The sequence below is a fragment of the Nonomuraea sp. NPDC001684 genome (assembly GCF_053596515.1).
The window spans coordinates 1-20024 of the sequence record NZ_JBSFGJ010000093.1 but is presented as its reverse complement, the minus strand read 5'-3'; the positions used below and the strand labels follow the sequence as shown (position 1 = coordinate 20024).

The 20024-nt window shown below is 72.2% G+C and carries 21 protein-coding genes; 11 read left to right on the top strand and 10 right to left on the bottom strand.

The window, feature by feature from the left end:
• Nucleotides 1-21 precede the first annotated feature (21 nt).
• From ACWCSD_RS19150 to ACWCSD_RS19135, 4 genes are all read left to right on the top strand, one after another.
• On the top strand, nt 22-255 hold the full coding sequence (locus ACWCSD_RS19150) for a helix-turn-helix transcriptional regulator (protein ID WP_397162094.1): 234 nt from the start codon (nt 22-24) through the stop codon (nt 253-255).
• Between the two features lie 35 nt (nt 256-290).
• On the top strand, nt 291-2399 hold the full coding sequence (gene uvrB, locus ACWCSD_RS19145; protein WP_352358255.1) for an excinuclease ABC subunit UvrB: 2109 nt from the start codon (nt 291-293) through the stop codon (nt 2397-2399).
• A gap of 184 nt (nt 2400-2583) precedes the next feature.
• Nucleotides 2584-3207 (top strand): PepSY domain-containing protein, encoded by a 624-nt coding sequence (locus tag ACWCSD_RS19140; protein ID WP_397162093.1) that lies wholly within the window; start codon nt 2584-2586, stop codon nt 3205-3207.
• Nucleotides 3208-3403: 196 nt separating this feature from the next.
• The gene (locus tag ACWCSD_RS19135; protein WP_397166155.1) at nt 3404-4348 is read left to right on the top strand and encodes a heme A synthase; all 945 of its coding nucleotides are present in this window, start codon (nt 3404-3406) and stop codon (nt 4346-4348) included.
• Nucleotides 4349-4405: 57 nt separating this feature from the next.
• Here ACWCSD_RS19135 and ACWCSD_RS19130 read toward each other — a convergent pair whose 3' ends face one another.
• Nucleotides 4406-5278 carry a serine protein kinase RIO gene (locus ACWCSD_RS19130; protein ID WP_449916473.1) on the bottom strand — a complete coding sequence of 291 codons (873 nt, stop codon included), beginning with the start codon at nt 5276-5278 and terminating at the stop codon, nt 4406-4408.
• 249 nt (nt 5279-5527) lie between these two features.
• Between ACWCSD_RS19130 and ACWCSD_RS19125 the strand changes: the two genes are divergently transcribed.
• Entirely contained in the window at nt 5528-6085 is a 558-nt protein-coding gene (locus ACWCSD_RS19125) for a hypothetical protein (protein ID WP_387666654.1), read from the top strand.
• 42 nt (nt 6086-6127) lie between these two features.
• On the opposite strand, the gene ACWCSD_RS19120 is transcribed toward ACWCSD_RS19125, so the two are convergent.
• Nucleotides 6128-6448 (bottom strand): winged helix-turn-helix domain-containing protein, encoded by a 321-nt coding sequence (locus ACWCSD_RS19120; RefSeq protein ID WP_397166159.1) that lies wholly within the window; start codon nt 6446-6448, stop codon nt 6128-6130.
• Nucleotides 6448-6921: a hypothetical protein gene (locus ACWCSD_RS19115; protein WP_449916470.1), complete on the bottom strand. Its 474-nt coding sequence runs from the start codon at nt 6919-6921 to the stop codon at nt 6448-6450. Before ACWCSD_RS19115 ends, ACWCSD_RS19120 begins: the two co-directional genes overlap by 1 nt.
• A 175-nt stretch (nt 6922-7096) precedes the next feature.
• Here ACWCSD_RS19115 and ACWCSD_RS19110 point away from each other — a divergent pair, with 175 nt between their 5' ends.
• Together ACWCSD_RS19110 and ACWCSD_RS19105 are read left to right on the top strand one after the other, a co-directional pair.
• Nucleotides 7097-8599 (top strand): hypothetical protein, encoded by a 1503-nt coding sequence (locus ACWCSD_RS19110; RefSeq protein WP_449916467.1) that lies wholly within the window; start codon nt 7097-7099, stop codon nt 8597-8599.
• Between the two features lie 84 nt (nt 8600-8683).
• Nucleotides 8684-9247, top strand: a complete 564-nt coding sequence (locus ACWCSD_RS19105; RefSeq protein ID WP_449916465.1) for a dihydrofolate reductase family protein — start codon at nt 8684-8686, stop codon at nt 9245-9247.
• A 72-nt stretch (nt 9248-9319) separates the two neighbouring features.
• On the opposite strand, the gene ACWCSD_RS19100 is transcribed toward ACWCSD_RS19105, so the two are convergent.
• Together ACWCSD_RS19100 and ACWCSD_RS19095 are read right to left on the bottom strand one after the other, a co-directional pair.
• Nucleotides 9320-9883: a Uma2 family endonuclease gene (locus ACWCSD_RS19100; protein ID WP_449916463.1), complete on the bottom strand. Its 564-nt coding sequence runs from the start codon at nt 9881-9883 to the stop codon at nt 9320-9322.
• A 59-nt stretch (nt 9884-9942) separates the two neighbouring features.
• Nucleotides 9943-10548, bottom strand: a complete 606-nt coding sequence (locus ACWCSD_RS19095; RefSeq protein ID WP_387666666.1) for a hypothetical protein — start codon at nt 10546-10548, stop codon at nt 9943-9945.
• Between the two features lie 161 nt (nt 10549-10709).
• Between ACWCSD_RS19095 and ACWCSD_RS19090 the strand changes: the two genes are divergently transcribed.
• From ACWCSD_RS19090 to ACWCSD_RS19080, 3 genes are read left to right on the top strand one after another with little or no spacing between them, the layout of a single operon-like run.
• Nucleotides 10710-11507: a glucose 1-dehydrogenase gene (locus ACWCSD_RS19090; protein WP_397166167.1), complete on the top strand. Its 798-nt coding sequence runs from the start codon at nt 10710-10712 to the stop codon at nt 11505-11507.
• Nucleotides 11497-12405 (top strand): alpha/beta hydrolase, encoded by a 909-nt coding sequence (locus ACWCSD_RS19085; RefSeq protein WP_449916460.1) that lies wholly within the window; start codon nt 11497-11499, stop codon nt 12403-12405. Before ACWCSD_RS19090 ends, ACWCSD_RS19085 begins: the two co-directional genes overlap by 11 nt.
• Nucleotides 12406-12416: 11 nt before the next feature.
• Nucleotides 12417-13211 (top strand): alpha/beta fold hydrolase, encoded by a 795-nt coding sequence (locus ACWCSD_RS19080; protein ID WP_449916457.1) that lies wholly within the window; start codon nt 12417-12419, stop codon nt 13209-13211.
• Between the two features lie 123 nt (nt 13212-13334).
• Here the strand turns inward: ACWCSD_RS19080 and ACWCSD_RS19075 are convergent, their stop codons facing one another.
• The 3 genes from ACWCSD_RS19075 to ACWCSD_RS19065 are packed head-to-tail and all read right to left on the bottom strand — an operon-like array spanning nt 13335 to nt 16053.
• Nucleotides 13335-14477, bottom strand: a complete 1143-nt coding sequence (locus ACWCSD_RS19075; protein ID WP_449916455.1) for a ScyD/ScyE family protein — start codon at nt 14475-14477, stop codon at nt 13335-13337.
• A 60-nt stretch (nt 14478-14537) separates the two neighbouring features.
• Nucleotides 14538-15143, bottom strand: coding sequence for a DUF4126 domain-containing protein (locus ACWCSD_RS19070; protein WP_397166174.1), 606 nt, complete (start codon nt 15141-15143; stop codon nt 14538-14540).
• 4 nt (nt 15144-15147) lie between these two features.
• Complete coding sequence (locus ACWCSD_RS19065) at nt 15148-16053, bottom strand: phosphotransferase (protein WP_397166176.1); 906 nt, start codon at nt 16051-16053, stop codon at nt 15148-15150.
• Between the two features lie 68 nt (nt 16054-16121).
• On the opposite strand from ACWCSD_RS19065, the gene ACWCSD_RS19060 reads away from it, so the two are divergent.
• Nucleotides 16122-18500 carry a GcvT family protein gene (locus ACWCSD_RS19060; RefSeq protein WP_449916451.1) on the top strand — a complete coding sequence of 793 codons (2379 nt, stop codon included), beginning with the start codon at nt 16122-16124 and terminating at the stop codon, nt 18498-18500.
• Here the strand turns inward: ACWCSD_RS19060 and ACWCSD_RS19055 are convergent.
• Complete coding sequence (locus ACWCSD_RS19055) at nt 18457-19236, bottom strand: GntR family transcriptional regulator (RefSeq protein WP_397166180.1); 780 nt, start codon at nt 19234-19236, stop codon at nt 18457-18459. The two genes, ACWCSD_RS19060 and ACWCSD_RS19055, sit on opposite strands and share 44 nt — an antisense overlap.
• A 35-nt stretch (nt 19237-19271) precedes the next feature.
• Nucleotides 19272-20024, bottom strand: a 753-nt coding sequence (locus ACWCSD_RS19050) for an NAD(P)H-dependent flavin oxidoreductase (protein ID WP_449916448.1), incomplete at its 5' end; no start/stop codon positions are given.

Here is a 20024-nt window from a genome sequence, read left to right as displayed (position 1 = left end):
GGTCTGCTACCTGGAGGGTTGATGAGCGAGACCGTCCACAACCGCATCGCGCTGCTGCGCGCCGAGCGGGGGGTGAGCCGCAGGCAGCTCGCGCAGGCGCTGGGGGTGCATTACCAGACCGTTGGATACCTGGAGCGGGGCGAATACAGCCCGAGTCTTCACCTGGCGTTGCGTATAGCGCGGTACTTCGAGGTGCCGGTCGAGGTGGTGTTCTCCACCACGCCGTTCCCCCGGATCGGGCAGCCCACGGCCTGACGGTTTCTGTCGGTGGCGCCGCCTACAGTGGCAGCATGCGTCCGGTCACAGATTTGCAGCGGAAGGTGGCGCCTTTCGAGGTCGTCACCGAGATGACTCCATCCGGCGACCAGCCGACGGCCATCGCCGAGCTGGAGCGCCGCGTCCGGGCCGGGGAGAAGGACAGCGTCCTGCTCGGCGCCACGGGCACCGGCAAGACGGCCACGATCGCCTGGCTGATCGAGCGGCTGCAGCGGCCCGCGCTGGTCATGCAGCCCAACAAGACGCTCGCCGCCCAGTTCGCCAACGAGCTGCGCGAGATGCTGCCCAACAACGCGGTCGAATATTTCGTCTCCTATTACGACTACTACCAGCCCGAGGCGTACGTGCCGCAGAGCGACACGTACATCGAGAAGGACTCCTCGATCAACGACGAGGTCGAGCGGCTGCGCCACTCGGCCACCAACTCGCTGCTCACCCGCCGCGACACCATCGTGGTCGCCTCCGTCTCGTGCATCTACGGCCTGGGCACCCCGCAGGAGTACGTCGACCGCATGGCCAGGCTCCGCGTCGGCATGGAGGTCGACCGCGACCAGCTCCTGCGCCGCCTGGTCGACATGCAGTACACGCGCAACGACCTGGCCTTCACCCGGGGCACGTTCCGGGTGCGCGGCGACACGATCGAGATCATCCCGAAGTACGAAGAGCTGGCCGTGCGCATCGAGATGTTCGGCGACGAGATCGAGAAGCTCGCCACCATGCATCCGCTGACCGGCGAGGTCATCACTGAAGACGAAGAGCTCTACATCTTCCCCGCCTCCCACTACATCGCCGGCGAGGAGCGCATGGCGGCGGCCGTGGCCGGCATCGAGGCCGAGCTGGCCGCGCGCCTGTCGGAGCTGGAGCGGCAGGGCAAGCTGCTGGAGGCCCAGCGGCTGCGCATGCGCACCACCTACGACATCGAGATGATGCGCCAGATCGGCACCTGCTCCGGCATCGAGAACTACTCCCGTCACCTCGACGGCCGCGCCGCCGGCACCGCGCCCAACACGCTGCTCGACTACTTCCCCGAAGACTTCCTGCTGGTCCTCGACGAGTCCCACCAGACCGTGCCGCAGATCGGCGCGATGTACGAGGGCGACGCCTCGCGCAAGCGCACGCTGGTCGACCACGGGTTCCGGCTGCCGTCCGCGCTGGACAACCGGCCGCTGAAGTGGGAGGAGTTCCTGGAGCGCATCGGGCAGTCGGTCTACCTGTCGGCCACGCCCGGGCCGTACGAGCTGGGGCGGGTCAAGGGCGACGTCGTCGAGCAGGTCATCCGGCCCACCGGCCTGGTCGACCCCGAGATCGTCGTCAAGCCCACCAAGGGGCAGATCGACGACCTGGTCCACGAGATCCGCGAGCGCGCCGAGCGCGACGAGCGCGTCCTGGTCACCACGCTGACCAAGAAGATGTCCGAAGACTTGACCGACTATCTCCTGGAGCTCGGCATCCGGGTGCGCTACCTGCACAGCGAGGTCGACACGCTGCGCCGCATCGAGCTGCTGCGCGAGCTGCGCATCGGCGAGTTCGACGTGCTGGTCGGCATCAACCTGCTGCGCGAGGGCCTCGACCTGCCCGAGGTGTCGCTGGTGGCCATCCTCGACGCCGACAAGGAGGGCTTCCTGCGCTCGGAGACCTCCCTGATCCAGACCATCGGCCGCGCCGCCCGTAACGTGTCCGGCCAGGTCCACATGTACGCCGACAAGATCACGCCGTCGATGGAGCGGGCCATCGACGAGACCAACCGGCGCCGGGCCAAGCAGATGGCCTACAACGAGGCCAACGGCATCGACCCGCAGCCGCTGCGCAAGAAGATCGCCGACATCCTCGACTCCCTCCAGCGCGAGGACGCCGACACCGACAAGCTGCTCGGCGGCGGCCGTCAGCAGTCGCGCGGCAAGGCCCCGGTGCCCGGCTTCGCCGCCCGCCAGGCGGGCCAGCACGCCAAGGCCATCGCGGGCGAGATGCCGCGGGCGCAGATGGAGTCGCTGATCGAGTCGCTGACCGAGCAGATGCACCAGTCGGCCGCCGACCTTCAGTTCGAGGTGGCCGCCCGGCTGCGCGACGAGATCAAGGAGCTCAAGCGCGAGCTGCGCGACATGCGCGAAGCAGGCGTCAAATAGGGGCCGGCGACATGCGCGAAGCGGGCGTCGAGTAGTGGCCGACAGCGTGCGCGAATCGGGCGTCCAGTAGGGGCCGGCGGGCCGGCGGCGGGTCCCCGCGTGGCGCGGCCTCGCCGGCCCCGGCCGTGGCTCAGGGTTCTGACCTGCGGGAATGAAGGCGGGTTCCTGGGGCAGCGGTCCAGGTATGAACAAGTCGATCATCGGGGCACTGGTCGGTGCGGCGCTGCTCGCAGCCGGCTGCGGCGCCGTACGGGAAGTCGGCCAGTTCGCCGTCGAGCCCACGCCGGGCCCCACCATGGGAAGCCCGTCTCCGTCGATGGAAAGCCCGCCCGAAACGGGGACCATGTCCCCCTCGCCGGGCGCCACGTCCATGAAGCCAGGAGCCGGAGAGCTCAAGGACGCCGCCAAGGTCGCGATGGCCGCGGTGCCCGGATCCAAGGTCGTCTCCGTCGAGAGCGAGGAGAACGGCATGGTCTGGGAGGTCAAGGTCGTCGGCTCCGACGGCACGGAACATCAGGTCGACGTGAAGTCCGGCAAGGTCGTCAAGGGGCCGACCGCCGAGCAGATGGACGAGCAGGAGAAGGCCAAGATGCACACCCGCATCACCGAGGCCAAGCTCGACTACGCCCAGGCCGCCGACAAGGTCGCCGCGGCCGTACCGGAGGGACGCGTCACCGAGCTGAAGCTCGACACCGAGAACGGCAAGACCGTCTGGAAGTCGGACGTGATGACCCCGGACGGGACCAAGCACGAGGTGATGGTCGACGCCGCCACCGGTGAGGTCACCAAGAAGAACGAAACCAGCTGACCCGCGGGGGGAGCAGGCCACCTCCGGCCATCGGCGGAGGTGGCCGTCCCGGGCCGCTAGGGGGCCGCACGGCTCTGGACGCGTGCCGAGGAGGTGGAGCCGGAAGGGGTGCTCTACGGGCTGTAGAGTAAGGTCTTGATCGTGTTTTCGGCCGCCCCGCGGCGGTTCGCCGAGCAGCAGAGAGACCTCTTCCCCCATGACCACTCCCTTCCAGTGGCTCGCCGCCCGGGTCGCCTTCGAACGAGCCGCCCTGCGACGGGCCGCGGGCGCGGCGCTGGCCACCAGCCTGATGATCATCGTGACCGGCGGAGTCGTCCGGCTGACCGGGTCCGGGCTGGGCTGTGACGGGTGGCCGCGCTGCTCGGAGGCCGGTTTCGCGGCCACGCCCGAGCTCGGCGTCCACGGCGCGATCGAGTTCACCAACCGGGTGTTGTCCGGGGTCGTGTGCGTCGCCGTCGGCTGGCTCATCGTCGTGGCCCGGCTGCAGCGCCGTCCGGTGCCCGAGCTGACCCGGTGGGGGTGGGTGCAGTTCTGGATCGTCGTGCTGAACGCGGTCGTCGGCGGCCTCACCGTGTGGGCGCGGCTGAGCCCGTACCTCGTCGCCGCGCACTTCCTGGCCGCCGTGCTGTTCCTGACCGCCACCACGGTCGTCTGGCACAAGGCCCGCCTGCTCGACCGGCCCGCGCGGCCGCTCTCCGTGCCGGTGGGCCGCCTTCCGGCGGCGCTGGTGGCGTCCGTGGCGGTGCTGGTCGCGGCCGGCACGATCGTCACCGGCACCGGGCCGCACGCGGGTGACTCCTCCGACGTGCCGCGCATGCCGTTCAACTGGACGGCGATGGTCTGGCTGCACGGGGTCGCCGCCGCGCTCAGCCTCGGCCTGGCCGTCGCCCTGTGGCTCAGGACCCGGCGCGAGCCGGGCTCGGCGGCCCATCAGCGCACCACGTTGTTCCTCGCCGTGCTGCTCGGCCAGGGGCTCGTCGGCCTGACGCAGATCGTGACGGACCTGCCCGAGGTCGTCGTCCTGGCCCACCTGCTGGGCTCGGCGATGGTGTGGGTGGGCGCGGTGCGCGTTCTCCTCGACACCCGGCTCCCGGCGGTGGCAGGGGAGGAACGGCCCCTGCCCGCCACCGCCCGTACGTAGCCGATCCGCGCGGACGGGCCCGGCGCTCCGGCGGCCGGGCCGCGCGCGTTCCGCCGGTCACGTCCGGCCGGACTCCTTGCGGAGCAGGTCGGCGAGCGCTTCGGGGTCCGCGGCGGCCACGCCCTTGGCGGCGAACCAGGTGGCCACGTTGCGGGCGTCCCGTTCCAGGTACGACGGGCCCGCGGGATGGGCGATCACGTCGACGATCTGCGGCAGGTCGATGATCACCAGCCGCCCCTGGTGCACCAGCAGGTTGTACGGCGACAGGTCCCCGTGCGCCAGCCCTTCGGCGGCCAGCGTCACCAGGGCCGCCACGAGCTGCTCCCACAGGTCGTCGAGGCCGTCGGAGACCTGGGCCAGGCGCGGGGCGGCGTACCCGTCGGGAGTGCCGACGAACTCCTCCAGGATCTCCGTCCCCACGATCTGCACCGGGTACGGCACCGGCACCCCCAGCTCCCACAGCCGGCAGAGCGCCGTGAACTCGGCCACCGCCCACTGCGCGGCGATCACCTGCTTGCCGAAGGCGGTGCGGTTGGCCATCGCCCGGTTCATCCGGCTCTCGCGGGCCCTGCGGCCCTCCAGGTAGCCGGAGTCCCGGTGGAACAGGCGATGCTCGGAGGAGCGGTAACGTTTGGCCGCCAGCAGGCAGACCCGGTCGGTGCCCGGCACGCCCCGCGAGATCAGGTGGACGTCGGCCTCCTTGCCGGTCTTGAGCAGGCCGAGCTCGGTGTCGACGGCGGCCAGCTCGGTGACCAGCCAGCCGGGGTGCGGCTTCGGCCCCTTCTCGGTGGGCGTGCTCTGGTCCCAGGTGGACCAGCGGTCGCCCTCGGGCGGGCCGTCATCGGTCTCGGGGGTGCTTTCGAGCCATTCGATGTCGTCGGCGTCGAGCGCGAACTTGCCACGGCGGCGGTGTTGCGAGTGCTTGGGCACGGTGAGATGTCTCCAGTTTCGAGGCCCCACCGGCTCGCCGGACGGATCAGGTCAGCGGACACCTGGCGGGAAGGTCTGAGGTCGCGGAAAACGGCACGCGGGCAACGGTCGTCACGGTCTCAGCCTCCCTTCGTCTCGCTGCGATCGACGCGGACGAGTATGCCGGGTCCGGCACGGCACTCGCAATCGAATAAACGGCGGCCCGATAACCGGGTGCGCCGCGACCAGCCAGGCTTGTACGGTTCGGCCATGCGGCGATGTGAGGTGTGCGGACATCAGGAACCCGCCGGCGCGCCGGACTGCGACCGCTGCGCCGGGCTGGTGGACGAACTGGTCGAGGAGGGCTGGCGTGCCTTCCTGCTGGCGGAGTTCGGCACCGTGGCCCCGCCGGACGAGCAGCTCATCGCCCGCATGGTGGTCGACGAGCCCGACAAGCACCCGTGGCGGGTCGTGGACGCCGCCTACGACCGCCTGACGTGCCCCGAGTGCGGCGGCCGGCTGAGCCGCGGCCCGGCCGGATGCGCCTCCTGCGACCTCGCGAACGGGTTCCGCTACTCGGCCGTCGAGATCGACCGCCCCGGCGTGCCGCCCGGCAACGAGCACGCGCTGCGGGTCAACGTGGCCGTGACGCGCCGCCCGTACGGGATCGCGGCCACGGAGGTGCTGGTGCGCCGGCTCTCGCTGCCGGTGCTGATCGAGGGGCGCCTGCCCACGACGGCCCAGGCCCAGGCCACCAAGGCCCTGGCCCGCAAGGGCGCCACGGAACAGGAACTGGCCGCCGTGATCTACGCGGACTGGAACAGCTGAGCGCGACACGCGCCCTGCCGAAGGCCCCGGCGGGGCCCGTCACTACTGGTCGGCGGCGGGGCGGGCGGCGGAGTCGCGGGCGAGGGCGACGATCCGTTCCAGGGCCGCCGCATGCCGCTGGAAGGCCGACCGCCCCTGCGGGGTGAGCTGCACGTACGTCCGCCGCGCCCGCTTGTCCTGGTCCTTGCGGACGACCACATACCCGGCGGCGGCCAGCGCGGAGACCTGCTTGGACAGCGCCGAGTCGCTGGTGCCGACCGAGTCCCTGAGGAAGCCGAAGTCCACCCATTCGGCCGGCGCCAGCAGCGCCACGATGGACAGACGCGCCGGGACGTGCAGGAACTCGTCGAAGAGCGGATCCATCAGGCGACCCCGCCGTCCTGCCGCACGATCGACCTCATGACCAGGCGGTTGACGGGCGTGGCCGCGACGTACGCCAGGGCCGCCACCACCGCGCCCGCGACCGCCTGCGACAGCAGCCCGTGCGGCGGCAGGTCGAACAGCGCGAAGGAGGCGATCCGGCCGATGCCGAAGGCCACCATGACGCAGGCCAGCAGCACGCCGTGGAACAGGGCCTCCCGGCCGGTGGCCTTCCGCCGGACCGAGGCCCGGTGCTCGCAGACGATCCCCACGCCCGCGTACACGACCACCCCGAGCGCCGCGCCGAGGTAGTACCACGGGCTCGGCAGGTCTATGGCCGCGAACATGACGAAGAGGCCGAGCGCGGAGACGAGCACGCGGGGGAGCGCGAAGCTCTGGCGGACGATCTGCTGCCGGGTCCTGGCCTGGAGGCGGTGGATGTCGTCGAGCGAAGTCTGGGCGTCGTGCTGGTTCATGGGCCTTCTCCGGGATCGGCTACTGCTTTCCTGTAAGGAAAGTAGCATCTGTTTTCCTCTTGGGAAAGTCGTCGGCGGCCGAACGGCCCGGTGCCGGAGGTGAGACATGTCTCTTTGATCTCCGGTGCCCGCGGAACTAGGGTCGCTGCATGGTCAAGGCCAGAGGTGACAAACCGTGATCGGCCGCGCAAAGCTCGCCCTCGGGCGGCCGCTCGGCCGTGAGGGCCAGGGAATGGTCTACGAGGAGCTCAGCGGCAGGATCAACGGCCGGCCGGGTGTCGCGTACAAGGAGATCGACTACGACGTCCGACCGGGCCTCGACGTCGCCGTCCTCACCGCGATGACGCAGCTGACCGGCCGTCTCTCCCCGTCGGACGTCGCCTGGTTGGAGGAGCGCGCGGCCTGGCCCGCCGAACTGGTGGAGGAGAACGGCGCCGTCGTCGGCTTCCTGATGCGGACCGTGCCTCAGCGGTTCTTCCGCGAGACGCCCGGCCCGTCCGGCGCCGTACGCCGGCTCGCGACCCTCGACCGCCTGTTCGGGCAGGAGGACGTCACTGACCGCGACCGCCTGCTGATCCTGGCCGATCTCGCCGACACGCTCGCCCGCCTGCACGCGGCGGGCGTCGTCGTCGGCGACCTGTCCCCTGAGAACGTGCTGTTCACGACAGAGCCGCCGCCGGGATGTTTCCTCATCGGCTGCGACGCGATGGGGCTGGGCGGAGCGCGGGCGCTGCCGCCCGTGAAGACGCCGCCCGACCGGCGGATCCCCGCCGGGGAGCAGCCGGGGACGCCGCAGGGTGACGCCTACCAGTTCGCGCTGCTGGCCATCCGCGTCTTCGCCCGTGGTCCGTCCACCACCGACGTGTCCGCGTTGGCCGCCGTCCATCCCGGCCTGGCGGAGTTCGCCACGACCGCGCTCGACCAGCCCCCGTTCAGCCGCCCCATGCCCGCGCAATGGGCCGAGCGATTACGCGAGGCCGCGCGGCCGGAGCCGGTCTCGCCGCCTGCCCGGCAGGCCGAGGCGGCTTCGGGTGCCGGACGGTCGAAAATGATCGGCATCGGGGCCGCGGTGGTGGCCGTCGTGCTGGTGGTGCTCGCGGTGGTCGCGAAGAACGTGGTCAAGAACAACGTACGCGAGGCCCTGACCGGCTCTTCGGAGGCCACGACCGAGCCCGCCGAGACGTCGTCGTCGTCGTTCCCCGCGCCCGCCGACTTCCCCACCCAGGCGCCACCCACCTCGGCCCCGACCGTGGCCCCGACTGTGGCCCCGACCTCGGCGGCGAGCGAGCCGGCGGCCGCCTTCGAGGTCGGCGACTGCCTGTCCGGCCTGCCGGACGCGCCGGTGGTCGACAGTTGCAAGCAGGGCGCGCCCTATCGGGTGGCCGCCATCACCACTCCCTCGGGGCTCTGCGACGGCACGACCAACCACCGCTATCTCATCCACGACGACGTGCTGTACTGCCTGGCCTACCAGTTCGGGCGGAACTACTGCTACAAGTGGTCGAAGAACGATGAGTTCGTGGACTTCGCCCGGAAATGCCGAGCGCCCAAGACGTTCACCGTGCGGCGCGTTCTGCGAGGGAACGCCGACAAGGACGCCACCGCCTGCGATGGCGTGACCAGGCATTCCTGGACGTGGCCCGTTCCGGCGCTGACCATCTGCGTCGACAAGTACTGAGCTGCCGGCCGGACACCGATGATTTCCGGGCGGCTCCGGTGTCGTACGTGTCACCGGACGGCCCGCGACCACGGAGATGCGATCATGCGGAAGCTCATAGCGACGGTCTTCAACTACTCCCTCGACGGCCTGCTCGCCGACGAGGGCACCGACTTCTGGAAGTTCTGCTTCGACCTGCCCGAGAACAACCGGCCCGACTCCCCGGCCTACCTCGACTTCCTGCGGAGCGCGCACGCGCACGTCATGGGCCGCAACGCCTACGAGGGCATCGCCAAGGGCATGACGACCGCCACCGACCACCCGTTCGCCGACATTCTGACCGCCGGGCACAAGGTCGTCTTCTCCCGGACCATGAAGACGGCCGACTGGGCCAACACCACCGTCGCCGACGGCGACCCGGCGGAGGAGATCGACAAACTCCGGCTGGACGGCGACGGCCACATCCTGGTCTGGGGCGGTGTCGGCCTCTGGCGGTCGCTCATGCGGCTCGACCTGATCGACGAGTTCCGGCTGAGCGTGTTCCCCTACGTCGCGGGCGAGGGCACCCGGCTGTTCGACGGCTTCCCCAAGTCCTACCGGCTCGACCTGGTCTCCAGCTTCGCCTCCGACGGAGGGATCATGGAACTGCAGTACCGCCGTCACCGCTGACCCCGGCCGCTGCCGGTCCGCGCCGCCGAGGGGCCTGAGGACCGTCTGGGCCCCTCATGGCCACGCCCGGAGCTAGGCGGGCGGCCATTCCAGACCGAGGTCGATGTCCACGTCGAAACCGACGTCGAGGCGCAGCCGCCCGCGATGGACGCCGGCGGACACGTAGGCCCCGGCGTCGCGGTCGAGGTGGAAGGCGTGCACCACCGGCTGGTCGTCTTCGCACTCCACCCGCCAGTAGTGCTCGATGCCCGCCCCGGCGTACCTGATCGGCCTGGTACGGCGATCCCGCTCCCGGGACGCCGCCGGGACCACCTCGCAGACGAGATGCACCTGATCAGGACGGAACGACGTGGTGGCCGGGCCGATCGCCGACCTGGGGGCCACCAGGACGTCCGGCGCGAGCAGCAGACGCGGCCCGAGGGCCACGGTCATCGAGCGGATCACCGCGAGGTGCGCGGGCGGCCTGAGCGACCGCTCGAACAGCCGGGTCGCGAACATGCGGAAGGCGCTCTGCGGCGGCCGCGTCGCGAGCACGCCGTCGATCAGCTCGGCGTGCCGGGGAGCGTCCGGCGGGAGCGCGTCGAGCGGCCCGGCCGCGGTGAAGGGGCGCGACCAGGCGGGCAGGGCTGGGGACATCGGGCGGGCACCTTCCGGACGAGCGCTCGGCGCGCTCATGGTGCCACGTCAGGCGGACCTCAGGAGTGGTCTTTGCGCTGCTCCATCGAGCGGCGGTAGAGCTCGTCGATCTGGTCCAGCGGGTCCGGGGGACGGCGGCGGGCCTCGATCTCCAGCTCCGTGCGCGAGTACAGCTCGTCGATGCCGGAGGACGCGTGGTGCATCTGGTCGCCCAGGAGGTCGGCGCGGATGCGGGCGCACATGGCGGTCAGCTTGGCCTGGTGCTCGCGCAGCCGGTCGAGGGCGGCGTGGTCGACGTACGGCGAGACGCGGCGCTGCTGGGCGTACGTGGCGAGCTGGCCGTCGTGCACGTCGGCCTGGGCCGACAGGTCGGCCAGCAGCCGGGGCAGGTCGCCGAGGCCCCAGCCGCGCTGCTGGGCCTGTTCGACGGCCTGGCGGGTGAGGGTCACCTCGCGGCGCAGGTCGAGGCGGAGGCGTTCGACCTCGGCCGCGTCGCCGGTGCCCATGGCGTTGACGTGCGTGGTCAGCCGGGTGGTGGCCTGCCGGGCCTTCTTGGCCGCCTTCTTGCCCACCTTGACCAGCAGATAGACGCCCACGCCGGTCAGCAGCAGGAGAAACGCCAGGATGGCCAGCACGATGACAAGGAACTCGCTGATCTCCGCCACCTCCCGTTGGGTTGTTGCCTAGAAGGATAGTTCGACCCCCAAGGGGTTCAACGCGCGACGGGGATCCCGGGTTCCGGCGACCGTGCCGAGCAAGCTCTTGATCGGGGACGTGGGCGCGTGTTTCAGTGCACATGTTCGGTCGTCTCGGATGAGGGGTGCGCGTGCTCGACGGCAAGGTAGTGATCATCACGGGCGCCGCCCGGGGCATGGGCGCGGCCACGGCGCGCCGGTGCGCGGCGGCCGGGGCGCGGGTCGTGCTCACCGACGTGCTCACCGAGGAGGGGACGGCCACCGCCAAGGACGTCGGAGGCACGTTCGTCCCGCACGACGTGACGGACCCGGAGCAGTGGGCGGCCGTGGTGGCCGCGACCGTCGAGGCGCACGGGCGGCTCGACGGGCTGGTGAACAACGCCGGGATCGTCACCGTGCGGACCATCGAGCAGCAGACCCTGGCGGAGTTCGAGCGGGTGCTCCAGGTGAACCTGGTCGGCGTGTTCCTCGGGCTGAAGGCCGTGGCCGGGGCCATGCGGGCGTCCGGCGGCGGGGCCGTGGTGAACCTCTCGTCGGTCGCGGGGCTGACCGCGCTGCCCGGCACGGGCGGGTACGGCGCGTCGAAGTGGGGCGTACGCGGGCTGACCAAGATCGCGGCGCTGGAGTTCGGGCGGGACCGCATCAGGGTGAACTCGGTGCATCCCGGGATGATCGTCACCCCGATGACGACCTCGCTGGGGGCGGTCTCGGGCGAGGGCACGTTCCCGCTGGCCGCCGCCGGGCGATGGGGTGAGCCCGAGGAGGTCGCCGAGGCCATCGCCTTCCTGCTGTCCGACGCGGCCTCGTACGTCACGGGCGCGGAGCTGGCGATCGACGGCGGCTGGACGGCGGGGGAGACGGCCCTGCTCGGCTCCGTCCCGCGCGAGGCCGCTCCCGTCGCGGAGGAGGGGGCCGGAGATGGCCGTTGACGAGCCGACCCGCGCGGTCATCGACCTGATGAGCGAGTTCTTCCCCAAGGGGGAGGGCCCCTGGGACCCGGTGGCGGCGCGCCGCGTGCTGGCCTCGGTCCCGAGCCCGGAGCCGATGCCCGTGGGCCGGGTGGAGGACCGCGACGCGGCGGGCGTCCCCGTACGGGTCTACTGGCCACCGGAGGGCGCCGAGGGGCGGCCGCTCGTCGTGTACTTCCACGGCGGCGGCTTCACCCTGGGGTCGCTGGACAGCCACGACGGCGTCTGCCGGCAGATCTGCGCCGGGTCCGGGGCGGTGGTGGTCGCCGCCGACTACCGGCTCGCGCCCGAGCACCCCTATCCGGCCGCCGTCGAGGACGCCTTCGCCGTCACCCGGTGGGCCCACGAGCACGCGGCCGGGCTCGGCGCCGACCCGGGGGCGCTGGTGGTGGCGGGCGACAGCGCGGGCGGCAACCTCGCCACCGTCACCTGCCTGCGGGCGCGCGAGGAGGGCGGGCCGCCGATCGTGCTGCAGGTGCTGGTCTATCCCGCGACGGACGGCGTCCGTCACTGGCCCTCGTACGACCAGAACGGCGAGGGATATTTCCTGACGACGGCGCACATGCGGTGGTTCTGGGACTGCTACCAGCCCGACCGGGAGCGGCGCGGGGAGCCGTACAGCTCGCCCCTGGGCGCGGACGTGAGCGGCCTGCCGCCAGCCCTGGTGATCACGGCCGGGCACGACCCGCTGCGCGACGAGGGCGAGGCGTACGCCCGCCACCTGCGCCACTCCGGGGTCGAGGCGGAGTGCGTCCGGTACGAGGGCCTGTTCCACGGCTTCTTCGGCACGGGCGCGATCCTGCCCGCCGCCGCCGACGCCACGGACCGGGTGTGCGCCGCCATCCGCGCCGTCAAATAAGGGGATTTTTCATGCCGTACGCCGAAATTTCGGCAACCATCAGCCTCTTCTACACCGACGACGGCGCCGGCGACCCGCCGCTGCTGCTCGTGCACGGCTGGGGCGCCGACTCCCACCAGTGGTCCTGGCACATCGACGCCCTGGCCGCCCGCCACCGCGTCATCGCCGTGGACCTGCGCGGCCACGGCTACTCCTCGGTCCCGGAGACCGGCAACACCCCCCAGGCGATGGCCGAGGACCTGAACACGCTGCTCGACCGCCTGGACGTGCCCGAGGTGGTCGCGGTCGGCCACTCCATGGGCGGCCAGGTCGTCTCGATCCTCGCGGTCGAGCATCCGGGCCGCGTACGGGCGCTGGTCACCCTCGACCCCGGCTACGGCATGGGCCAGGACCTTGCCGCGGGCTTCCCCGGCATGATCGCGGGCCTGCGCGGCGCGCACCCGCACGCCGCCGCCGAGGAGATCGACCGGTGGTGCACCACCTCCGCGACCCCCGCCGTCATCCGGCGCTGGCACAAACGCCGCCTGTACGGCATGCCCCCGCACGTGCTGGCCGAGGCGTTCGAGGCCATGTTCACCGGCCCAGGGGCCATCGGCGTGCGGCCGGTCAGCGACGAGTACCTGGCCCGCCGGCGCTGCCCGGTGTTGTCGATCTGGGCCGACCCCGGACGCGCGGCCTGGGAGTCCGGGCTGCTCAAGCATCCGGGCTCGAAGGTCGTGTGCTGGGAGGGCTCGGGCCACCGGCTGCACGAGGAGCGCCCGGCGGAGTTCGTCCGCGTGCTGGAGGGCTGGCTCAGGGCGCGTTGACCGGCATTGACCGGTATCGACCGGCGTTGACCGGCATGGTGAAGGGCCCGGCAGCGCGGACGCTGCTGCCGGGCCCTCCGTGTGAGCGCGCCACGGGGGTTGGGGGCCATGGCGCTCACACGTCTATGCGGGCGGCTCCACCCGGACGATCTCGCCCTTGCCGGGGGTGAAGCCCTTGTTCGACACGTAGACCGAACCGTCGCCGGCGACCGCCATGCCCAGCGGCACGGTCAGCGTGCCCGGCTTGAGCAGCTCGGTGCGCGTGCCGTCGGCCTCGATGCGGTAGAGCGACGTACGGGGCTGGTGGTCGGCGGGCACCGGGCCGACCGAGCCGAGCACGAGCAGGCGGCCCGAGGCGTCGAAGGCGACGTCGACCGCGGTGGTGAAGCCCTTGACGGCGGTCTCGGCCTTCTTCCCGGCCAGCCTGAACACCCTGGCCACGCCGTCGGGCTGCGGGAACCCGGCGTGCTCCGCCACGTAGTAGGAGCCGTCGGGGGCGGCCGCGATGCCCATCGGCACCGACTGCATCGGCACCTTGCTGCCCTTGGGCAGCTTGAGCATGGCCGGCGCCGCGACCTTGCGCGCGTGGAACACCGCCCGCAGCGTCACCTTGCCCGACGCGCTGACCTGGAGCACGTCGTTGCCGCCCACGTCCGTGACCAGCGCGCCGCCCTGCGGGGTCGGCACGACCGCGAACGGGTACGAGTCGATCGCGCTGCCCTTGTCCTTCTTGTCGGGATTGTGGTTGACCTCGAACGCCAGCAGGTCGCCCATGACGGACGACTTCCCGTCCTTGATCTTCAGCAGCGTGCCGAGGGTGCGGCCCTTGGGGCCGAGGTCGGCCCGCAGCTTGCCGTTGCCGCCCAGGCCGACGGGCACCAGCATGGAGCCGTCCGCGGCGAAGGCGACGTCGTGCGGGCCGGTGCCGAGCCCGTCGGAGCCGGCCGAGGGCAGGTCCTTGACCACGGTGGTCAGCGTGCCGTCGGCCAGCTTGGAGATCTTCCCGGTGAGACCGAGGCACACCTTGCTCGCCTCGCCGCCCGGCTCGGCGGGCACGGTCGCGCACTTGATCTTCCCGCCGGAACCGGACTCGGCGACGTACAGGGCGCCGTCGGGGCCGAAGGTCAGGCCGCGCGGGCCGTCGAGCTTGGCGGCGACGACCGTGACGCTCGCCGACGCCGACGCCGACGCCGACGCCGGGGCGGGCGCGACCGACGCGGCCAGGCCGAGAGCAGCGACTCCCCCCGTGATGATGACTCGCTTCATGAGGGAACACCGTAGAAGCGCCGGACGGGGCGGCGAATCAGCCCGCAGGGTGAGGCGTACTCAGCCTGCGGGTGGATTCCTCCTGATCCTGCGCCGGGCGCGCAGCCGGCGTACCCGCCGGAAGGTCCACCACGCGAGCACGACGAACAGCAGCAGCGCGACGATCACCAGCACCGGCAGGAACACCGCGATCAGGCTCATGCCGAGCGAGCCGGCGTCCTCGGCGGTGCTCACCACGGGCGCGCCCACCCCCGCCGTGCCCGCGTTGATCACCGGACGGGCCGTCGCCTTCAGCGTGTGGACGGCCAGCGCCATCACGATGCCCAGCAGCCAGCCGGCCCACGGGTTCTCGGTCATCCAGGTCGAGTGGTCGAGCTCGGCGGCGGCGTTGGTGGCGGAGAAGACCACGCCGCCCGCGGCCGGGCGCACCACGGTCTGGATGGCGTCGTTGACGGTGTCGACGGCCGGCACCTTGTCGAGCACCATCTCGGCGAGCAGCAGCACCGCGATGATCGCCAGCACGCCCCAGTTCGACAGCCAGGCGTAGCCGTCGGGCAGCTTCACCTTGTCGGTGAGGTTGGCCAGCACGCCCACGACCAGGAGCGGGATGTAGGCGTTAAGGCCGGCGGCGGTGGAGAGGCCGAGACCGGTCAGCGCGGCGAACATCCCCCTAGTCTGCCCCCGCCGCGGCCTCCATCACGCGGGCCAGGCCCGGCCGGGTGAACTCGGCCGCCGCACGCTCGTACTTCTCCATGCCCCAGGACCAGAAGTCGAAGTCGATCGTGTCGTTGGCGCCGTCCTGGATCGAGGCCCACAGGGTCCAGCCGTACTTGGACATCAGGCCGAGCAGCCGGGCGCGGGCGATCCTGTGGCGCAGGCGGCGGCCGTAGTAGGCGGTGACGAGCTCCTCCAGGTGGCCGGGCGGCAGGTCCGCCTCGCTCCAGAGGTTGCCGAGCTCGAAGCAGGGGTCGTTGTTGCCGGCGTACTCGTAGTCGATGAGATGGAGGCGTTCGCCGCTCTCGACGATGTTGCCGGGAAGGAGATCGTTGTGGCAGGGGACGGTGGGCTCGGCGCGTACCGCCAGACATTTCCTGATTTCTGCGGTGACGGGCATGAAATCCAGATATTTCGCAGGAAGTCGGAAACCTCGCTCCTGGACGATCCGCAGATACCCCCGCTGCACCTCGAACATGTCGAAATCGCGGACGAAGCGCGGCCCCGCGTGCAACCGCCGGCACACCTCCGCCACCCGCGCCAGGTTCGCCGGCTCCCACAGGTCGGCCTCGGTGAACGTCCGGCCCGGCAGGAACCCGATCACCAGCACGCCCGCCTCCGGCAGGTAGCCGTGCACGGGCGCCCCGACCCCGGCCCGCGCGGCGGCGAGCGAGTCGGCGTGCTCGGCGTCCTTGTCGATGCCCAGCAGGGAGCCGTCGCTGGCGGCCACCCGCACGACGTAGACCCCGTCCGGGGTGGTGACCTTGTAGTTGCGGTTGGTCATCCCGCCGGGCAGCTCCTCGACGGAGCGCGGCAGGCCGGACAGCAGCGGGATGCGGTCGAGGACCCGGGCGATCGCCATGATCGATGCTAGCTCCGCCGTCCTAAACGGTCTAGACCTTTTAGGGTACGCGGGTTAGCCTCGCGACCATGAGCGACTCGGCCCGCATCGTGATCATCGGCGGCGGGGTGGGCGGCGCGTCCGTCGCCTACCACCTCACCCGGCGCGGCGAACGCGACGTCGTCCTGCTGGAGCGGGACGAGCTCACCAGCGGCTCCACCTTCCACTCGGCGGGCCTGGTCGGCCAGCTCCGCTCCGACCCCACCCTGACCCGGATGAACCAGTACTCCGTCGAGCTCTACCGCACCCTGGACGCCGGCTGGACCGAGTGCGGCGGGCTCAAGCTGGCCTCCACCCCCGAGCGGATGGCCGAGATCCGCCGCCAGATCGGCTGGGCCAGGACGTTCGGGCTGCCGCTGGAGGAGATCTCGGTAGCCGCGGCGGTTGACCTGTTCCCGCTGATGGACCCGTCGGGGGTGGTGGGAGCGGCGTACCTGCCGACCGACGGCCAGATCGACCCCTCGATGCTGTGTTACGCCCTCGCCGCCCGCGCCCGCGAGGGCGGCGCCCGCCTGCGCGCCCGTACGCGGGTGCTGGGCATCGACGTCGAGCGCGGGCGCGTCACCGGCGTCCGCACCGACCAGGGCGACATCGCCTGCGAGATCGTGGTCAACTGCGGCGGCATGTTCGCCGCCGAGATCGGCCGGATGGCCGGGGTGCGCGTCCCGATCGTGCCGATGTCCCACCAGTACGTCGTCACCGACGCCTGCCACGACCACCCCGTCCTGCCCACGCTGCGCGACCCCGACCTGCTCGTCTACTACCGGCAGGAGGTGCGCGGCCTGGTGATGGGCGGCTACGAGCGCACCTGCGCCCCCTGGACGGCCTCCGCGACCTCCTACGACGCCGTGCCGGCCGACTTCAACGGCAGGCTGCTGCCCGAGGACTGGCCGCGCCTGGAGGAGATCTCCGTCAACTCCCGGATCCGGGTGCCCGCGATGGCCGACGTCGGCATCCGCAAGCTGATCAACGGGCCGGAGGCGTTCACCCCGGACAACGAGTTCTGCCTGGGGGAGACCGAGGTGGGCGGGTTCTTCGTGGCGGCCGGCTTCTGCGCCCACGGCATCGCCGGCGCGGGCGGCATCGGCAGGGTCATGGCCGACTGGATCGTCGACGGCGAGCCCGGCATGGACGTCCACCACATGGACGTGCGCCGCTTCGGCCGCCAGTACCGGTCGCCGTCGTACACGGTCAAACGCTCGGTCGAGAACTACGAGACGTACTACGACATCCGCTACCCGGGCCACGAGCGCGCGGCCGGACGCCCGCTGCGGGTCTCGCCCGCCTACTCCTGGCACGCCGCCCACGGGGCGGTCTTCGGCGAGAAGGCGGGCTGGGAGCGGGTCAACCACTACTCCGCCGCCCCCGACGGCACGGACGAGCGCCCCCGCGGCTGGGCCGGACGCCTGTGGTCGCCCGCTGTCGGGGCCGAGCACCGCGCCACCCGGACCACGGCCGGGCTGTTCGACGAGAGCTCCTTCGCCAAGATCGAGGTCACCGGTCCGGACGCCGCCGCCCTGCTGGAATGGGTGTGCGACAACCACGTGGCCCGTCAGGTGGGCGCCGTCACCTACACGCAGGCGCTGAACCGGCGCGGCGGCATCGAGTGCGACTTCACCGTCACCCGGCGCGGCGAGCAGGAGTTCCTCATCGTCACCGGCACCGCGTCCGGCTCCCGCGACCTCGCCTGGCTGCGCCGGCAGGCCGCGCTCACCGGCTCGACGGCCAGGATCGCCGACGTCACCGGCCAGTACGCCTGTTTCGCCCTGTGGGGCCCGAGGGCCCGGGACATCCTGGCCGGGCTGACCCCGGACCCGCCGGACCTGCCGTTCATGTCGGCCCGGGAGCTCACCGTGGGCGACGTGCCCGCGCTGGCGCTGCGGGTGACGTTCGTGGGGGAGCACGGCTGGGAGCTGTACTGCTCCAGCGAGTACGGGCTCGCGCTGTGGCAGACGCTGTGGCGGGCGGGCGAGCCGTACGGGCTGGTCGCGGGCGGCTACCGGGCCATCGACAGCCTGCGGCTGGAGAAGGGGTACCGGGTGTGGGGCGCCGACATCGGGCCCGAGACGACGCCGTACGAGGCCGGGCTCGGGTTCTGCGTCAAGCCCGGCAAGGACTTCCTCGGCCGCGACGCCCTCGACCCCGACCCGGCCCGCCGCCTGCGCTGCCTCACCCTGGCCGACCCGCGGGCGGTCGCCCTGGGCAACGAGCCCGTCCGGGTGGACGGCCAGGTCGTGGCCCGGGTCACCTCCGGCGGCTACGGGTACACGGTCGAGCGGTCGATCGCCTACGCGTACCTGCCGGTCGGGCCGGGGGCCGAGGTGGAGGTCGAGGTCGAGGGGGAGTGGGTGCCGGGCGTCGTGGTCAGGGAGCCGCTGCACGACCCGGCGGGGTCGCGGGCGCGGTGACGCCGCTGCGCACCGACAGGCGCACCCGGTCGGGGCGGAACAGGTCGCGGGCGTACTCGACGGGGGCGCCGTCGGCGGCGTAGGCCGTGCGCTCGATCAGCATGAGCGGCGCGCCCGCCGCGATGCCCAGCTCGGCCGCCTCCTCCGGACCGGCGATCACCGGGTCCAGATGCTCGACCGCGGTCCGCGGCTCCAGCCCGTAGCGGCCGCCCAGCAGGGCGTAGAGGGAGCCGCCGAGGTCCTCGTCCAGGAAGCCGGGCAGCGCGGGGAAGAAGGACCGTTCGAGCGCCACCGGCGAGCGGCCCGCCGACCGCACCCGGGCCACCTCGTGCACCGGCTCGCCCGGCCCGACGCCGAGCGCGGCGGCCACGGCCGCCGGGGCGGGCACGGTGGCGGCCGTCAGGATCCGCGCCTCGGCCCGCAGGTGGGCGCGGCGCATCTGCTCGGTGAACCCGGCCAGGCCCGTCAGGTCGCACTCGATGCGCGGCTCGGCCACGAACGCGCCGCCCGACCTGCCGGGGAGCCTGATCAGCACGCCGTCGCGTTCGAGGGTGGCCAGGGCCTGGCGCAGGGTCATCCGGCTCACGCCGAGGCGGGCGGCCAGCTCCCGCTCGCCGGGCAGCCGGTCGCCCGGGGCCATCTCGCCGGAGGAGATCGCCGCCAGCAGCCACTGCTCGATCTGCGTGTGCGCGGGAACCCCGGTGCCACGCTCCAGCTCAGGCGGTGTCCCGACCACACGCGCATGCTATCGGGCCATACAGGAGGAACCACTCAGGACGACGAGAGACGGGTCACGGCGTCGGTGAACTCGCTGATCATGTCGTACACCACGTCACGGGCCGGTCGCACGCGATCGAGCTGGCCCACCACCTGGCCCACGTAGTACGTGACGAGCTCCACGGCCCCGGGGTCGCCGCGGTCGGCCGCCGCGCCGATGCGGGCCATCGCCCCCTCGGCCAGCAGCAGTTGCAGGGGCATGCCCAGCGGCCCCGGGCTCTCCTGCCCGGAGTCCCACTCCTCGGTCCAGGCCGACCTGAGCTGCCGCGCCGGCTTGCCCGTGCGCGACCGGGACCGGACGGTGTCCAGCGACGAGGCGGCCAGCAGCTTGCGCCGCAGCGCGGGCGACGTCTCCGCCTCCTCGGTGGTCAGCCACACCGAGCCGCACCAGACGCCCTCGGCCCCGAGCGCCATGGCCGCGGCCATCTGGCGTCCCGAGGCGATGCCGCCCGCGGCCAGCACCGGGACCGGCGCGACCGCGTCCACGACCTGCGGCACGAGCACCATCGTGGAGATCTCGCCGGTGTGGCCGCCCGCCTCGGTGCCCTGGGCCACGACGATGTCCGCCCCGGCCGCCACCTGCCTGCGGGCGTGCTCCACGGTCCCGACCAGCGCGGCCACCGGCACGCCCGCCTGCCTGGCGCCCGCCACCATCTCCGGCGGCGGCGGTCCGAGCGCGCTGGCGATGAGCCCGATCGGGTGCTTGAGCGCCACGTCGACCAGCGCGGTCGCCCCCGGCGCCGTCAC

Bases quoted from the DNA above. Each gene is read 5' to 3' on its own strand.
- ACWCSD_RS19065 (WP_397166176.1), bottom strand. From the start codon at position 16,053: ATGGCGATCGCCCGGGTCCTCGACCGCATCCCGCTGCTGTCCGGCCTG.
- ACWCSD_RS19075 (WP_449916455.1), bottom strand. From the start codon at position 14,477: ATGAAGCGAGTCATCATCACGGGGGGAGTCGCTGCTCTCGGCCTGGCC.
- ACWCSD_RS19135 (WP_397166155.1), top strand. From the start codon at position 3,404: ATGACCACTCCCTTCCAGTGGCTCGCCGCCCGGGTCGCCTTCGAACGA.
- ACWCSD_RS19070 (WP_397166174.1), bottom strand. From the start codon at position 15,143: ATGTTCGCCGCGCTGACCGGTCTCGGCCTCTCCACCGCCGCCGGCCTT.
- uvrB (WP_352358255.1), top strand. From the start codon at position 291: ATGCGTCCGGTCACAGATTTGCAGCGGAAGGTGGCGCCTTTCGAGGTC.
- ACWCSD_RS19060 (WP_449916451.1), top strand. From the start codon at position 16,122: ATGAGCGACTCGGCCCGCATCGTGATCATCGGCGGCGGGGTGGGCGGC.
- ACWCSD_RS19140 (WP_397162093.1), top strand. From the start codon at position 2,584: ATGAACAAGTCGATCATCGGGGCACTGGTCGGTGCGGCGCTGCTCGCA.
- ACWCSD_RS19125 (WP_387666654.1), top strand. From the start codon at position 5,528: ATGCGGCGATGTGAGGTGTGCGGACATCAGGAACCCGCCGGCGCGCCG.
- ACWCSD_RS19100 (WP_449916463.1), bottom strand. From the start codon at position 9,883: ATGTCCCCAGCCCTGCCCGCCTGGTCGCGCCCCTTCACCGCGGCCGGG.
- ACWCSD_RS19085 (WP_449916460.1), top strand. From the start codon at position 11,497: ATGGCCGTTGACGAGCCGACCCGCGCGGTCATCGACCTGATGAGCGAG.
- ACWCSD_RS19105 (WP_449916465.1), top strand. From the start codon at position 8,684: ATGCGGAAGCTCATAGCGACGGTCTTCAACTACTCCCTCGACGGCCTG.
- ACWCSD_RS19080 (WP_449916457.1), top strand. From the start codon at position 12,417: ATGCCGTACGCCGAAATTTCGGCAACCATCAGCCTCTTCTACACCGAC.
- ACWCSD_RS19150 (WP_397162094.1), top strand. From the start codon at position 22: ATGAGCGAGACCGTCCACAACCGCATCGCGCTGCTGCGCGCCGAGCGG.
- ACWCSD_RS19115 (WP_449916470.1), bottom strand. From the start codon at position 6,921: ATGAACCAGCACGACGCCCAGACTTCGCTCGACGACATCCACCGCCTC.
- ACWCSD_RS19120 (WP_397166159.1), bottom strand. From the start codon at position 6,448: ATGGATCCGCTCTTCGACGAGTTCCTGCACGTCCCGGCGCGTCTGTCC.